The sequence below is a fragment of the Endozoicomonas sp. ALC020 genome, from assembly GCF_049275935.1.
In the GTDB taxonomy this organism is placed as follows: domain Bacteria; phylum Pseudomonadota; class Gammaproteobacteria; order Pseudomonadales; family Endozoicomonadaceae; genus Endozoicomonas_A.
On sequence record NZ_CP184830.1, the window covers coordinates 4,769,873 to 4,783,720 of the forward strand.

Annotated in this window: 20 protein-coding genes; 16 read left to right on the plus strand and 4 right to left on the minus strand. The window is 50.5% G+C overall.

Annotated elements, in window-relative coordinates; all coding sequences use genetic code 11:
* The first annotated feature begins 74 nt into the window (after window positions 1-74).
* Genes ACOJUO_RS17740 through ACOJUO_RS17755 form a run of 4 tightly spaced genes read left to right on the plus strand, consistent with a single transcriptional unit; the run spans window position 75 to window position 2,418 of the window.
* Window positions 75-1,352 (plus strand): site-specific DNA-methyltransferase, encoded by a 1,278-nt coding sequence (locus tag ACOJUO_RS17740; RefSeq protein ID WP_422137674.1) that lies wholly within the window; start codon window positions 75-77, stop codon window positions 1,350-1,352.
* Window positions 1,318-1,593: a flagellin gene (locus ACOJUO_RS17745; protein WP_317144900.1), complete on the plus strand. Its 276-nt coding sequence runs from the start codon at window positions 1,318-1,320 to the stop codon at window positions 1,591-1,593. Before ACOJUO_RS17740 ends, ACOJUO_RS17745 begins: the two co-directional genes overlap by 35 nt.
* A 16-nt stretch (window positions 1,594-1,609) precedes the next feature.
* Complete coding sequence (locus ACOJUO_RS17750; RefSeq protein WP_422137675.1) at window positions 1,610-2,053, plus strand: N-acetylmuramoyl-L-alanine amidase; 444 nt, start codon at window positions 1,610-1,612, stop codon at window positions 2,051-2,053.
* Between the two features lie 5 nt (window positions 2,054-2,058).
* On the plus strand, window positions 2,059-2,418 hold the full coding sequence (locus tag ACOJUO_RS17755; protein WP_422137676.1) for a 3TM-type holin: 360 nt from the start codon (window positions 2,059-2,061) through the stop codon (window positions 2,416-2,418).
* Between the two features lie 411 nt (window positions 2,419-2,829).
* On the opposite strand, the gene ACOJUO_RS17760 is transcribed toward ACOJUO_RS17755, so the two are convergent.
* The gene (locus tag ACOJUO_RS17760) at window positions 2,830-3,309 is read right to left on the minus strand and encodes a DUF3489 domain-containing protein (protein ID WP_422137677.1); all 480 of its coding nucleotides are present in this window, start codon (window positions 3,307-3,309) and stop codon (window positions 2,830-2,832) included.
* A gap of 19 nt (window positions 3,310-3,328) precedes the next feature.
* Window positions 3,329-3,502, minus strand: a complete 174-nt coding sequence (locus ACOJUO_RS17765; protein WP_422137678.1) for a DUF6900 domain-containing protein — start codon at window positions 3,500-3,502, stop codon at window positions 3,329-3,331.
* Between the two features lie 153 nt (window positions 3,503-3,655).
* On the opposite strand from ACOJUO_RS17765, the gene ACOJUO_RS17770 reads away from it, so the two are divergent.
* The 4 genes from ACOJUO_RS17770 to ACOJUO_RS17785 are packed head-to-tail and all read left to right on the plus strand — an operon-like array spanning window position 3,656 to window position 6,635.
* A complete protein-coding gene (locus tag ACOJUO_RS17770; protein WP_422137679.1) occupies window positions 3,656-4,147 on the plus strand; it encodes a hypothetical protein in 492 nt (163 codons plus the stop codon).
* 42 nt (window positions 4,148-4,189) lie between these two features.
* Window positions 4,190-4,576 carry a hypothetical protein gene (locus ACOJUO_RS17775; RefSeq protein WP_422137680.1) on the plus strand — a complete coding sequence of 129 codons (387 nt, stop codon included), beginning with the start codon at window positions 4,190-4,192 and terminating at the stop codon, window positions 4,574-4,576.
* Between the two features lie 7 nt (window positions 4,577-4,583).
* Window positions 4,584-6,431, plus strand: a complete 1,848-nt coding sequence (locus ACOJUO_RS17780) for a phage terminase large subunit family protein (RefSeq protein ID WP_422137681.1) — start codon at window positions 4,584-4,586, stop codon at window positions 6,429-6,431.
* A 3-nt stretch (window positions 6,432-6,434) separates the two neighbouring features.
* Window positions 6,435-6,635 (plus strand): phage head-tail joining protein, encoded by a 201-nt coding sequence (locus tag ACOJUO_RS17785; RefSeq protein WP_422137682.1) that lies wholly within the window; start codon window positions 6,435-6,437, stop codon window positions 6,633-6,635.
* Here the strand turns inward: ACOJUO_RS17785 and ACOJUO_RS17790 are convergent.
* Window positions 6,632-6,976, minus strand: coding sequence for a hypothetical protein (locus ACOJUO_RS17790; RefSeq protein WP_422137683.1), 345 nt, complete (start codon window positions 6,974-6,976; stop codon window positions 6,632-6,634). The two genes, ACOJUO_RS17785 and ACOJUO_RS17790, sit on opposite strands and share 4 nt — an antisense overlap.
* Before the next feature lie 39 nt (window positions 6,977-7,015).
* On the opposite strand from ACOJUO_RS17790, the gene ACOJUO_RS17795 reads away from it, so the two are divergent.
* The 8 genes from ACOJUO_RS17795 to ACOJUO_RS17830 are packed head-to-tail and all read left to right on the plus strand — an operon-like array spanning window position 7,016 to window position 12,930.
* On the plus strand, window positions 7,016-8,509 hold the full coding sequence (locus tag ACOJUO_RS17795) for a phage portal protein (protein WP_422137684.1): 1,494 nt from the start codon (window positions 7,016-7,018) through the stop codon (window positions 8,507-8,509).
* On the plus strand, window positions 8,487-9,473 hold the full coding sequence (locus ACOJUO_RS17800; protein WP_422137685.1) for a head maturation protease, ClpP-related: 987 nt from the start codon (window positions 8,487-8,489) through the stop codon (window positions 9,471-9,473). Before ACOJUO_RS17795 ends, ACOJUO_RS17800 begins: the two co-directional genes overlap by 23 nt.
* A 51-nt stretch (window positions 9,474-9,524) precedes the next feature.
* On the plus strand, window positions 9,525-9,905 hold the full coding sequence (locus ACOJUO_RS17805) for a head decoration protein (RefSeq protein WP_422137686.1): 381 nt from the start codon (window positions 9,525-9,527) through the stop codon (window positions 9,903-9,905).
* Window positions 9,902-10,897 carry a major capsid protein gene (locus ACOJUO_RS17810; RefSeq protein WP_422137687.1) on the plus strand — a complete coding sequence of 332 codons (996 nt, stop codon included), beginning with the start codon at window positions 9,902-9,904 and terminating at the stop codon, window positions 10,895-10,897. Before ACOJUO_RS17805 ends, ACOJUO_RS17810 begins: the two co-directional genes overlap by 4 nt.
* On the plus strand, window positions 10,882-11,181 hold the full coding sequence (locus tag ACOJUO_RS17815; RefSeq protein WP_422137688.1) for a hypothetical protein: 300 nt from the start codon (window positions 10,882-10,884) through the stop codon (window positions 11,179-11,181). The genes ACOJUO_RS17810 and ACOJUO_RS17815 overlap by 16 nt, the downstream gene beginning before the upstream one ends.
* Complete coding sequence (locus tag ACOJUO_RS17820) at window positions 11,165-11,767, plus strand: hypothetical protein (protein WP_422137689.1); 603 nt, start codon at window positions 11,165-11,167, stop codon at window positions 11,765-11,767. The genes ACOJUO_RS17815 and ACOJUO_RS17820 overlap by 17 nt, the downstream gene beginning before the upstream one ends.
* Complete coding sequence (locus tag ACOJUO_RS17825; protein ID WP_422137690.1) at window positions 11,760-12,161, plus strand: hypothetical protein; 402 nt, start codon at window positions 11,760-11,762, stop codon at window positions 12,159-12,161. The genes ACOJUO_RS17820 and ACOJUO_RS17825 overlap by 8 nt, the downstream gene beginning before the upstream one ends.
* 25 nt (window positions 12,162-12,186) lie before the next feature.
* A complete protein-coding gene (locus tag ACOJUO_RS17830; RefSeq protein ID WP_422135485.1) occupies window positions 12,187-12,930 on the plus strand; it encodes a hypothetical protein in 744 nt (247 codons plus the stop codon).
* Between the two features lie 56 nt (window positions 12,931-12,986).
* Here the strand turns inward: ACOJUO_RS17830 and ACOJUO_RS17835 are convergent, their stop codons facing one another.
* Entirely contained in the window at window positions 12,987-13,763 is a 777-nt protein-coding gene (locus ACOJUO_RS17835; protein ID WP_422137691.1) for a DNA polymerase beta superfamily protein, read from the minus strand.
* Window positions 13,764-13,848 lie beyond the last annotated feature (85 nt).

Below are 13,848 nucleotides of genomic sequence, written 5' to 3' on the forward strand. Positions count from 1 at the left end.
CGAAGCGAAGTGCACCTGAACCTCACACCTCCCCGGTCTGAGGTTTTTTTACATCTGGAAATCACGGAAGAGTCATGTCCAGAATCCTTGTCGAAGCCATAGAACATCGCCCCGTCGCCACCCTGGTGCCCTACGCCAACAATGCCCGGACTCACTCCGATGAGCAGGTGGACCAGATTGCCCGGTCCATCGAGGAGTTCGGGTTTGTGAATCCGGTGCTGGTGGGCAGTGACGATGTCATCGTAGCCGGTCATGGTCGTTTGATGGCGGCGAAGCAGCTGGGCATGGAAACCGTGCCGGTGATTGTGTTGGGGCACTTGAGTGAAACCCAGCGCCGGGCGCTGATCATTGCTGACAACCAGATCACGGCCAACTCAGGCTGGGACGAAGAACTGCTCAAGCAGGAACTGGCAGAACTGGATGCCCTGGATTTTGACTTGGACCTGATGGGCTTTTCCGATGAGGAGTTGGAAGGTCTGCTGCTGGTGGACGAACCAGAAGGGCAGACCGATGATGATGAAATTCCTGAACCGGAGGAGCATCCCGTCAGCCAGCTGGGTGATGTCTGGATTTTGGGAAGCCATCGGGTGCTGTGCGGCAGTGCTACCGAACAGGCCGATGTGGAAACCCTGATGGCAGGCCAGCTGGCGGATATGGTGTTCACCGATCCACCTTACAACGTTGACTACGCTAACCCTGGGAAAAACACCCAAGCCAAAAAAGATCGCCGTATCAAAAACGACAATCTCGGCTCTGAGTTCCACGCTTTCCTGCTGGCAGCCATGACCAACCTGATAGGGGTCTGCAAGGGGGCGATTTATATCTGCATGTCGTCGTCTGAGCTGGATACGCTCCAGAAAGCTTTCCGGGAAGCCGGTGGCAAGTGGTCCACGTTTATCATCTGGGCCAAGAATACTTTCACCCTGGGTCGTTCGGATTATCAACGGCAGTACGAGCCAATCCTCTACGGCTGGAAGGAAGGCAATGAACATTTCTGGTGTGGCGCTCGGGATCAGGGCGACGTCTGGTTCTTCAGCAAGCCTGCCAGGAATGACCTTCATCCCACTATGAAACCCGTGGAGCTGGTAGAGCGTGCTGTTCGCAACTCTTCCAAGACCCACGACATCGTGCTGGATCTGTTTGGCGGTTCGGGCTCCACACTGATTGCCTGCGAAAAGTCACACCGCAGTGCCCGGCTCACCGAACTGGACCCCAAATACGTGGATGTCATTGTGCGCCGATGGGAGGAGTACACAGGCAAGGAAGCCTATCTTGAATCCAATAATCTGACCTTTGCCCAGGTCAAGGAAGACCGTGATGGACGAACTCTCAAGGCGACTGGATCAGATTGATTCCAAGCTCGACAAGCTGAGCGACGCAGTGTCTCGCCTGGCCATGATCGAAGAGCGGATTACTCACCAGACCAGCAATCTTTCCCGTCAGGATGAACGCCTGGACGAGCAGGAGAAACGCATCCGAAAACTGGAGTTTCAGGCCAGTCGCCGGGGTGTGATGTTGGGCTATATCGAGCGCTTCGGTTGGATCGTGCTGACCGCTGCTATTGGCCTGTTGGCTTACTTTCTTAAAACATAAACTCAGGGGATGAGTGATGGGCAAGCGTAAGGAAACCAATTACATCGTCGTTCATTGCTCGGACACCCGAGCCAACCAACACGTTACCTTTGACGACATAAAACGCTGGCACACCATGGAACGGGCCTTTCTGGATGTTGGTTACCATTGGGTGATTGAGCGGGACGGTTCCGTAAAGCAGGGTCGTCCTATTGAAGACTGGGGTGCTCATGTCAAATACCACAACCATGAAAGTGTGGGCATCTGTCTGGTGGGTGGCCTGAATGAACACAATGAGGCAGAAGATAACTTCACTCCGGATCAGAAGCGAATGCTGAAGCTTCTGGTGGCTGGCCATCAAGCTATTTATCCAAACGCTGTCGTTCATGGTCATCATCACTTTAGCAAGGTGAAGACCTGTCCTAACTTTGATGTGCACCAGTGGCTCAGACAGGAAGGACTGCTGGGGGGCAAACGGTGAGTCTGATGGCTGCCATCCCGGTGATAGGAAAGGTCATCGATAAGCTTTTTCCTGATGCGAACAAAGCCAGGGAAGCCAGAGCGGAATTGAGCAAGATGCTGCTCAACGGTGAGCTGAATGAACTGGAGCAAAAGGCTGGCGTTGTTAAAGCCGAAGCTCAGGGTGAAAGCTGGCTGCAAAGGAACTGGCGACCCATGGTGATGCTGGTCTTTACGGCATTAGTCGTGTGTCGCTGGATGGGTTGGTCAGCACCGAATCTAACTGAGGCTGTTGAACTGAAACTGTTCAGCATTATCCAGCTGGGCATTGGCGGATACATTGCCAGCCGTGGGCTGGAGAAGGTGACAAGAACATGGAAAGGTTGAGGCTTAATTTAAGCCGCTCTGAGCGCTTCTTTTTAAATACAGGGAGCGTCTCGGGATCGAAGAGAACGCTTGATAAGCGTCTTCTGACGGCTGTCCCGGGGTCCCTGGGAGGTGTCTTCTAGTGCGGGTATGCATCAGCGCGGAATAGCGCCAGCGACAGAGTGAAAATCGGGGTTGACACTCAGGTTGACAGATTGGGCTTCAGCCTAGTAATGGCGGGGCTTTCCGGTGTCAACCAGCTAGGGATTTTGTCAACCAAACTGTCAACCTTTGCGGTCTGGATTGTCAACCTGGTTGACAGATCTGAGGTACAACTAAAATTTGAGTTCAACGGCCAGTAGAATGAAGCCTCTCAGAATCGAGGCTCCCATAAGGAAAATGCCAGCCGCCTTGCAATTCAGGAGCGGGTGCTCATGCAGTCTCACCCTGAAAGAGCGCTTCCAGTCCGGCGGTGATCCGATAAATGCGATCCTTGCCTTCAGGCTTCTCCGATTCAATGGTCAGCCCCAGTCGTTTTTTTAAGGCTCCTGCCAAGGTGCCGCGAACGGTGTGCTGTTGCCAGCCGGTCTCCCGCATGATTTCGTAGATCTCAGCGCCCTCGGGTCGGCTCAGCAGCTCAATCACCCTGTGGAGTTTGGTACCGGTGCGGATCTTGCCTTTCTGGACGGGTTGGTCGTCTACCGGGAGGCCAATGGCTGCCTTGCCCTGCGGACTGATGTCGTAGGTGTCAGCCTTTTTCATGGGGATCAGAAAGCCTTTGCTGGTCAGACTGTCCAGCACTTTCTTCCGGGCACCTCCTTTTAGGGTGAGTTTGGAAGCGTCAAGGGTTCCTGTCTCAGCGGCTTGCTTCAGAACAGTCTCTTGGGTAGCAGTGAGTTTTGTTGTTTTCATGGTGCTTCTCCTTTTGGGGTTATTGTTTTTGGCCTTGTTTCAGGCCCAATTGATAAGCCTGTTCCAAAGCCTTTTTGACTTGCCAGACGGCGACTTCCTCGAAGTCTTCCGAGGTGTTTCGGGTTTTGAGGGTGTCCATTAGCAGGGTTTTTTGGGCGATGGTTTCCAGGGCTTGTTCGGTCTTCTTATTCATGGCCTGTTTCCTTTTTGATGCTTGTTTGCGTTATGTACAGTAAGGCTCCATAACCGGTGGTTATCAAGGAAAAAACTATTAATAATCAATAGGTTGTCGAAAAAGGAGGGCGCATCCGGCCAAGGCGGGACAGGGGAGGTTATACAGATCGCTATGACACTCATCTCGCAATCGGAATTCGCCAAACGTCAAGGCTGGAGCCGCCAATATGTGGCCAAATTGGTCAAGTCCGGTAAGATTCGCCTGCACAAGGGCAAGGTCAACCCGGATGAGGCCCTAAAGGCGATTCAGGCCCAGGCTGAGCCCTCGACTGTGCTGAGGAAACCTGCTTCCCAAGACCACTTGCCAGTGGCCCCCACTGATTCAAGACAGGCGGTGGATTTCGTTACGGCTCGGACCATGCGGGAAGCTTTCAGAGCCAAGATGGCGAAGATGGAGTATGAGGAAAAGGCCGGAAAACTCACCGAAGCCAGCAAAGTTCGAGAAGATGCTTACCGGGCGGGAAGAATGCTGAGGGATGCTTTGTTAGGTATTCCAGATCGACAAGCCGACATACTTGCTGCAGAAACTGATCCATCAATAGTACGAAGACTCTTGGAAGAGGACCTTCTGGCAGTATTGGAGCAACTGATTCAGCCGAAGTAGTTTAATAGTCAGAGAGAATGGAATGACAAAAAAGATAGATCTATGAGTAAACACGAAACTTGGCGAACAAGGCAGTATTGGAAGGAAGTAGGTGGGCTTCTAATCGAAGAGTTTTATGCGGTTAGAAGATCTGATAAGAACAACACGGCTGGCAGGCACATTGATGGTGTCATTGTGCTTGGTGAGAAAGAACAGATTGCTAAAAGCCCAGTTTATGACCTTCAAGGTAAGGACATCATAGTCATTCAAACAAAGGCAAGCCGATTAGGAATGTATCTTATGGGACAAGCATTTTTTAGCCGAGAACTTATGAAAAGATTCAAACCTAATTCAATTCGAGTTGTGGCCATTTGTAAACAAAGTGATGTGGAAATGGAGAAGCTCTGTGCCGAGCACAACATAGAGGTCGTCGTAATTCCAGATAAGTAGCAACAAAGTGACATCTCCCTATTTTGAAGGATTTTTTGCAGGCTTAAAACCTGATACCCGCTTAACAGTGTCGGAATGGGCCGATGAATACCGCATTCTGCCCATGAAAGCGGCCAAAGAGGCCGGTCGCTGGCGAACCGCTCGGACGCCTTACCTCAAAGAAATTATGGATTGTCTGTCACCCTCTTCGGATGTGGAACGTGTCGTTTTTATGAAAGGTGCACAGGTCGGTGGCACCGAATGTGGCAATAATTGGCTGGGCTATGTGATCCATCATACGCCCGGTCCCATGATGTATGTGCTGCCGACGTTGGATATGGCCAAGAGAACCTCCAAGCAGCGCATAGCGCCGATGATTGAAGAGATGCCGATTTTGCGGGAGCGGGTGAAAGACCCTCGTTCCCGGGATTCTGGCAATACTCAAATGGTGAAGGAGTTTCCTAACGGTGTACTGATCATCACCGGAGCCAACTCCGCCACAGGGTTGCGCTCCATGCCTGCCCGTTTTCTTTTTCTGGATGAAATAGATGCTTATGAAGATGATGTGGATGGGGAAGGCAGTCCTATTAATCTGGCCATTAAACGGACGGCGACGTTTTCCCGTAATCGAAAAATCCTGATGGTGTCGACACCCAATATTGCCGGGGCCAGCAAGGTTGAATCGGCCTATCAGGCCAGTGACCAGCGGCAATACCATGTGCCTTGTGTTAACTGTGGGCACTTGCAACCCATAGAGTGGCAGCAGATAAAGTTTGAAAACCAGAACCCGGAAACGGCTTGTTTTGAATGTATCCAGTGTCAGCACCAAATGCAGGAACATGACAAACCCAGATTACTGGAGAATGGGCAGTGGGAGCCTCAGAATCCAGAGAGTGACGGCAAAATCCGGGGCTATCATCTGAATTCACTTTACAGCCCGAATGGCTGGTACAGCTGGAAAGATGCCGTGGCGGATTTTCTGGCGGCTAAAGATGATCCGGTTCTCTTGAAAGACTGGACCAATACTGTGTTGGGCCAAACCTGGCAGGAAGCCGGAGAAACCGTTGATTACGAATTACTTTACCAGCGTCGTGAGCACTATATCGCCGAGGTGCCCTGGCCAGTAGAAGTGCTGACCTGCGGTATCGATGTTCAGGATGACCGGGTCGAGTATGAAGTTATGGGCTGGGGTGCCGGTGAAGAGAGCTGGTCCATCGATTACATTCGGCTCTATGGTGATCTGAGTCGTCCGGAGATCTGGAAGATTCTGGCAGACAAACTCAGAACGACTTATCGACGGCAGGATGGAGTTTTAATGAACCTCGCCCAGATTTGTATGGACTCCGGTGGTCACTTTACCGATGAGGTGTATGCCTTCTCCCGTAAGCAAGGTGCTGACTGGTTGATTCCGATCAAAGGGGCTTCCCAGTCTGGCAAACCCATCGCTACCTTCCCGAAAACTCGCAACAAGAAAGGCGTCTACCTGACTCTGGTGGGCACCGACACGGCCAAAGAACTGATCTATCAGCGATACCGAATTCTGGAGCCTGGTGCAGGTTACTGCCACTGGCCGGTGAAGGACAGCTTTGATGAAGACTACTTCAAACAGGCTACGGCAGAAGAAAAGGTGCGCAAATACAAACACGGGGTCGCTTACTTTGAATGGGATGCCCGCAAGAAGCGGAATGAAGCTTTGGACTGTCGGGTTTATGCCCTGACTGCGGTGCGTATTCTGCAGCAACACCGTGGATTGAATCTGGAGCAACTGGCCGCTCAACGTCCAGAGCCGGAAGTTATGGTTGATGACTCTGAACCCGACGCTTTCTCTCAAGCCCGATCCCGACGATTCTCTCGCAGCTCTTATCTGAATGGGTAGCCAATGATTACGGATGCTGAATATAAAGTCCTGAAGCGTGCGGTATTACTAAGAGAAACCCGCACAGTGGAATTTGAAGGTCGCAAGGTGGAGTATGCCAGCTTCTCAGAAATGGAAAGGCGACTGCAGGCCATTGAGCGGGAATTGATCAAGCAACAGAAGCGACCCCGGCAATATGGGGTCTATTCGTCAAAGGGTATTTAATTTCCCAAGCCGAAAAGGATACAAAACCAAATGACGGTGGCAAAAAGAGCTATGAAGGCTGCACAAGCAAAAGCCAGTATGGGGTCTGTTAACCATAATGTGGATTCGGCCCAAAAAAAGTAGCAGGTTCCTAAAAATACAATGAGAGCTGGTAGCCACATAAACCATAGGCGAAGTGAAAGGCAGAACCTTTGCCTCCAAGTCAGCGGTTCATCATGGAAGGAATGTTGTTCAGCATGATCAAAGAAATAATCGCCCAGCTCAGGGATATCAGAGGTGTCAATGTCTTCATCTGACATTGCTTCCAAGCGTTTCCAGTCGGTGTCTGTTTTCTTTTTCATAGTGATTTTTACATTAGCACAGCTTTCGGGAATGATTGAATGGGCTTGAAACAACGTATTGCAGGCTGGCTACTGCCCGAACTGAAAAACCTGGCTTATACCTCGGCAGGTCAGGGGCGAAGAAGCCAGAGTTGGATTGCGCCTTCTACCGGACCCAATAACTCACTGACCGTAAACCTTGGAACCCTGATCAACCGCTCCCGGGCAGCGATTCGTAACGATCCCTGGGCCGCTTCCGGGCTGGAAAAGCTGGTCGCCAATATTGTCGGCACCGGCATCAAGCCCAAGTCAGAAGCCCGTGATGATGGGTTTCGTAAAGAGTTACAGGCCCTGTTTCTGGACTGGACCGATGAGTCCGATGCCGATGGTCAGCTCGATTTTTACGGGCAGCAGGCTCTGGCCATGCGATCAGTGCTTGAAGCTGGAGAGTGTTTTGTTCGATTCCGTCCCCGAAAACCCGGCGATGGTTTGAGTGTGCCGCTGCAGCTGCAATTGCTGGAAGCGGAGTTTGTCCCCTGGGATTACAACGAAGAACTGAAAAAGGGCCACAAGATCCGGGCCGGTATCGAGTTTAATGCCATCGGGCAGCGTGTCGCTTACTGGATGCACAAGCAGCATCCTTCGGATTACACCACACTGGATACTGCCGACCTGCGACGGGTGCCTGCCGATCAGGTGTTGCATCTTTATGAACCGCTGCGGCCAGGTCAGCTGCGTGGGCAACCTTTGTTGAGCCAGGTGCTGCTTCGAATGTATCACCTGGACAAATTCGATGATGCCACGCTGCTTCGGCAGGAAATCGCCAACCTGTTCACCGGCTTTATCACCAAACCGGCTCCGGAAACGGAAAAGGTCGATCCTTTAACCGGTCGGCCCATTGTCTATGACCTGCAAGGTGTTCCTATGGTAGCAATGGAGCCGGGCACTATGCAGGAGCTATCACCGGGTGAGGAGATAACGTTTAACACACCACCAGGAGCGGCCAGTAACTACCCGGACTTTATCCGCCAACAGCTGATGGCTGTGTCGGCGGGTATTGGCCTGCCTTATGAGATTCTGTCCGGCGATATGAAAGGCGTCAGTGACCGGGCTTTACGGGTGGTGCTTAATGAGTTCCGCCGTCGTATTCAACAGATCCAGCATAATTTGATGGTATTCCAACTTTGTCGCCCGGTCTGGAAGCGATGGCTGGAACTGGCCGTGCTCAGTGGGGCTATCTCAGCCCCGAGCTTTCATCGAAACCCAACGCACTATCGTAAGGTGAAATGGATTCCCCAGGGCTGGGCTTATATTCATCCGGTTCAGGATGTGCAGTCCCAGAATCTGGCAGTCCGTAGTGGTTTCAAATCTCGTTCAGAAGTGGTCTCTGAACAAGGCTACGACAGCGAACAAATTGACGATGAGATCGCAGCAGATAACCAGCGAGCCGACGAGCTGGAGCTGCAATACGACAGTGATGCCAGAACTCAGGAAATAAACAACACCATCATGGAAGAGGAACCCGATAACGATGAACAAAAAGCCGCTCAATAAGAACCGGGCCTGGTTCACGTTGAAAAATCAGTCAGGCCAACCAGCGGAGTTGCTGATTTATGATGTGATTGGCGATTGGGCAGGCTTATCTGCCCGGCAACTGGTCAGCAGCCTGAAAGATCTGGACACGGATGACATTACCGTTCGGATCAACAGCCCCGGTGGCTCAGTGTTTGACGGAGTCGCCATTTACAATGCCCTGCGTTACCACAAGGCTAACATCCATGTTCGGGTTGAAGGGCTGGCAGCCAGTATCGCCAGTGTCATTGCTATGGCAGGCGACACCATACATATGGCTGAAAATGCCCTGCTAATGATCCACAACCCCTTCGGTTGGGTCGGAGGTGATGCCGGTGAGTTGCGCAAAATGGCGGATATGTTGGACAAAACCACCGAGGTCATTGCCCAGACCTACTGCAATCGCTGTGAACTGGATCTGAAAGCCATGCTGAAACTAATGGACGAGGAGACCTGGTTCACCGCCACTGAAGCCCAAGGCCATGGCCTGATTGATGAGGTGGAAGCGCCGGTAAAAATGGCGGCCCATTTTGATCTTTCCAGCTTTATGCATCCACCTCAGCCCGCAAACTCTGAATCTGAAAATGGGGATAAAGGCGCTCATGCCCTGGCAGTAATGACCTTGTGTAATCAGGCCGGTTACCCGGAAATGGCTGAAACTTTTGTCCGCCAGCAGCAGGGTATCGAAGACGTCAAAGCTCGTCTGGCGGAATGTGAAACGATCAAATCGCTGTGTGCAGCAGCGCACTGTGAAGATCGAGCTGGACAGTTTATTCAGTCTGGCAAGACGGAAGCTCAGGTGCGTACCGAACTGTTTGATCTGCTCTTGCAGGATGACGACAGCATCAATAACCAGCTGACACCCGATCAGCAGGATAAAAAAATCCAGCCTCTGGTGGATACCCAGGCCGTTTACCGCAAGCGTAACGCTCAATCGGCAGCCTGAAACCACTCACCCTTTCTTAATTTTCCCTTTCTCACTCAAAGGAACTGAACCATGCCTGTGATGACAGAGCCGGTGCATGCTGGCGAATTTATCGTGTCCGAAGGAAACAACAGCATCAGTCGCGAGCTGGTCGAACTGGCTCCGGATCTGGCGCTACTGCCCGGAACCATTCTTGGCAAGAATACCTCTACAGATGTTTATGGCCCTATTGATCCGGCAGCTGTCACGGGTTTGCAAATGGCCGCTGGAGTGCTTTGGGATCATGTCATTACCGATGCCACAGGCGGCGAGGGCGTCATCATTGCCCGACTGGCAGAAGTGGATCAGGAGTTACTGGTCTGGCCGGAAGGCATCACTGACGAAGAAAAAACGACGGCGGTCGAGGAGCTGTCGTCACTGGATATCATTCTCAGGACAGGAGAACAGGGATGAACTTGCTGGATATTTTTAACAACGATGCCTTCAGTCTTACCAGTCTGACTGCCACTCTGAACGATATGCCCTATAAGCCAGGGCGTATCGGTGAACTGGGGCTGTTTAATGAAAGTGGCATTAACACCACCACGGCGATTGTAGAGTCAAGGAACGGTGAATTGATCCTGCTGCCCACTTCCGAGCGCGGTGCTCCAGCAACTCAGGCTCGAGGAGGCAAGCGCAAGGTACGCAGTTTTGTGATCCCTCATATTCCCTACGACTCCACCATCATTGCTGATGAGGTGCGCAATGTACGAGCCTTTGGCTCCGAGAGCGCCCTGGAAGGGGTGAAAACGGTGGTTAATGATCGACTGTCGTCCATGAATGCCAATCATGAAGTGACCCTGGAGCACCTGCGACTGGGAGCTATCAAGGGACAGATTCTCGATGCCGATGGTTCCAGTGTTATTTACGACCTGTTTCAGGAATTCGGTGTCACTCAGCAAACCCATACCTTTAAATTCAGTGCGGCTGAAACGGATATCCGGTTAGAGTGTGTGGCTCTTCGCAGGAAGGTAGACACGGCTCTGGGCGCTCAGCCTTACACTGGATTAAGGGCCTTCTGCGGTGCGGATTTTTATGATGCTCTGGTTGGACACGACTATGTCAAAGATGCTTACCACCGCTATCAGGACAGCGCTTTACTGCGCAATGATCCGAAGACCGGATTCCGGTTCGGTGATATCGATTGGGAAGAGTATCGTGGACAGGTAGGCGATATTCCTTTCATTAAACCGGATGAAGCCTATGTAATCCCTGAAGGAACTGGCATCTTCCGCACCTGGTTTGCACCAGCGGACTTTATCGAAACCGTCAATACCATTGGTCTGCCAAGGTATGCGAAGCAGAAGATTCTCGACTTCGATAAGGGCGTTCAGGTCCACACTCAGTCCAACCCACTGCCCATCTGTCTTAAGCCAAGAGCCGTGATCAAATGCAAGATGAGCTAAGTGATCTGAATCGGCAGGTGCTGGCCACCTTTGGGGAGGCTGTCACACTGAAAAAGTCAGATGACAGTAGGCTGGAAGTGACGGGCATTCTGACTCGCGAGCTGGTGCCTACGGGTCCTTATGAACAGGTGTTGCAAGAGGTCACCACATTGGCCTTGGCCACGGATGTAAAGGTGAGCCGGGGCGATGAGGTGATTTCAGCAGAACAACGCTGGACAGTAGAGCGGAAACTGAAAGGCGATGGTCAGATGAACTGGTGGTCACTCCATGAAGCTGGAGCTTGAGCTGGATGACAGCATTGATGAGCTGATCCGTTTCTTCCAACACACTCCGGAAACTCTCCAGCTCGCTATACGAAGATCATTAAGGAAGTTATCCCGGTTTGCTGAACGACGAACCCTGAGAGCATTAGCCCGAGAGCAAGGCATTACTCAAAAGAAGCTGAAAGAGCTGGGCCGGGTCAAGGTTAATCTCCTGCAACCGGGTGAGCGAGGGAGTGAAGGCTACAGTCTGGTGATCTGGATTGGTGCCTGGGATATACCGGCTCATTATCTGGGCAAACCAAGACAGACGAAACAAGGCGTCAGAACCGGCAAGCATTTCTGGGAAGGGGCTTTTTTAATGCAGCCGGTCAATGCTACACATCCTATGGTCTTCAGGCGAAAAGCCAGCTGGCGGCATAAATACCAGCGCTCCAAAAAATCCGGTCGCATGATGTGGATGGGCTTGCCCCTGGAAAAGCAGACCTTACCGATTCTGAACAGTGCCATTCAGGTACTGGAAAAGCTTGAGCCCGTTTTACTGGAGCGGTTTACCACCCTGGTGCAACAGGAACTGAATTTCATCATCAACGGAGCCGGTCATGCTTAACCCAGAACAACAACTGGTTAGCCTTTTGGTAGGTGTTCTGGAGACAGTGTGTAATCAGGTATTGTTGGGCTATGCTGCCACCGGCATTGAACAGGGTCTGAAGCCGCCAGCCTTACTGGTGCAACTGGAATCAATCAGTGAGTTACAACAACAGGGCAGCCGTCGTAAAGATCAATGGCTTTTTAATCTCAGCGCTGTGGTGCCGACCAATGAACGGGCAACTTATGCCTTGCTGGAGCTCTCCAGAACGATTCGCCAAGCCCTGAGCAATGATAAAGCCCTGTCAGAACATTGCCGCAAGCTGACCTTCTCTGAAACCCAATTTGATATTGCCCCCAGCCAGGGACAATTGTCCTTTGCAGATATCACCCTAACCCTCGAAACCGTCTTTTAAATCCTCTTCAAGGAAGGAGAATTCTATGTCTACCATCGACCGCAGTTTTATTGGTGCAGGCAGTATCCATATTCAACCCTACGACAAATCCGCACCACTGCTGCCCATCGGCAATGTCAGTGAGTTTAATTTCAGCTTTGAAGAAGATCGTAAAGAGCTGAAAAACTATCTGGGCGGTGGTGGCAATCGCAATGTTATTAGCCGAGTGTCGGGTATTACTGCCAATCTGGTAGCTCATGATTTTACCGCTAGTAATATCTCCCTGGCACTTCGAGGCAGTGTCACAGAGGCTGCGATCACCCCGGTGACTGATGAAGCGCAAGAAACCTATGGTGTGGCGGGTGAATTGATTCCTTTCGGGCATTTACCTGATTTGGATCAGACCATTACGGTAAAAGACAGTCTGGATACCGTATTAGTAGAAGGTGATGACTACCAACTGATGAAATCTGGCATTCAGGTCATTGAAGGTGGAGGTATTGATGACCAGGGCATCAAGGTTAGTTACACCCCACTCAAGGCTAATATGGTTCAAGCACTCGTAGAGTCTGGGCGGGAGTTTACCTTGTTTATGGAAGGATTGAATGATGCTCAGGAGGGCTTGCCCTTCAATATCCGGGTGCATCGGGTGAAGTTCTCTCCGGTACAGAATCTGGGTTTTATCTCGGATGACTTCGCCAGCATTCCCCTACAAGTCGATGTGCTGGCGGATACGGCGATTTCAGGGAATGGGCTGAGTTCTTTTATGCAGTTGGATTTGGCAGGATGATAATAGCCGATACCTATGGGCATCGTTTGCTAATAAGTTTGTTCTTGCAGTGAGGATTAGCTCAGACTTAGACGAAATAGTGAATTTAATGATTCCATATGTGATTTATCTATATCTGGAGAACCTTGATAGTTTTCTAAACGATTAAGCTCTGATTCAATGAAAGAATTTAATTCTGGAACAGCTGGTGCGTTCTCCTTTTCAAGACTTCTCTTTTTTCTTTCTAGAAGGTTAGAAATAGCTTTATCCAAGCTTGAACCTTCGGGAATCAGTGTTCGAAGCTTATTAAACTCGATTGGAGCTGGTTTTTCGTATTTTTCCAGCCACATAATAGACAGCAATGGGCGGAGAACATAAAAATACTTTTTGAGTGGAACTATTTCTTCTTTTAGGTAACCCCTATAGTTTGTTTTAGCCATGCTCCGATAGTGATAAATTCCTCTCTCTACAGAATAAATGTCATCAAGAAGCTTTCTTGCACCGTCTGCAAATATTTTATCATCAAAATAAACGATAGGTGACTGTAACCATTCTACAAACGCGGGGTTAGATTTCCAGTAAAGTTGTAAGGCTTTTCTGATATCCCAGCCATTAATATCAATTTCATCTACGATCTCGTATTCAATAACATCACGTTTAAACTCCAAGTCAACTGAGATATACCATTCTGTTGGATGTGCATAAATAAACCTTACGTCATAATCGCTATTTTGGGACTCAAAGCCCCAGGCCCTGCTACCGGATTCGACTGCATAAAGTACTCTTACATTGTGTTCTTTTTCTGCGTCCCTGATTCTTTTCAGGATTTCTTTCTTGATGTTTTCTTTGATCATAATTTAAGTCTGCTAGCAGAAGTTAGAAGTCAAATCAGGAATATCAGATAGTTCATACATACGCAGTATACCCTCGACATCATAA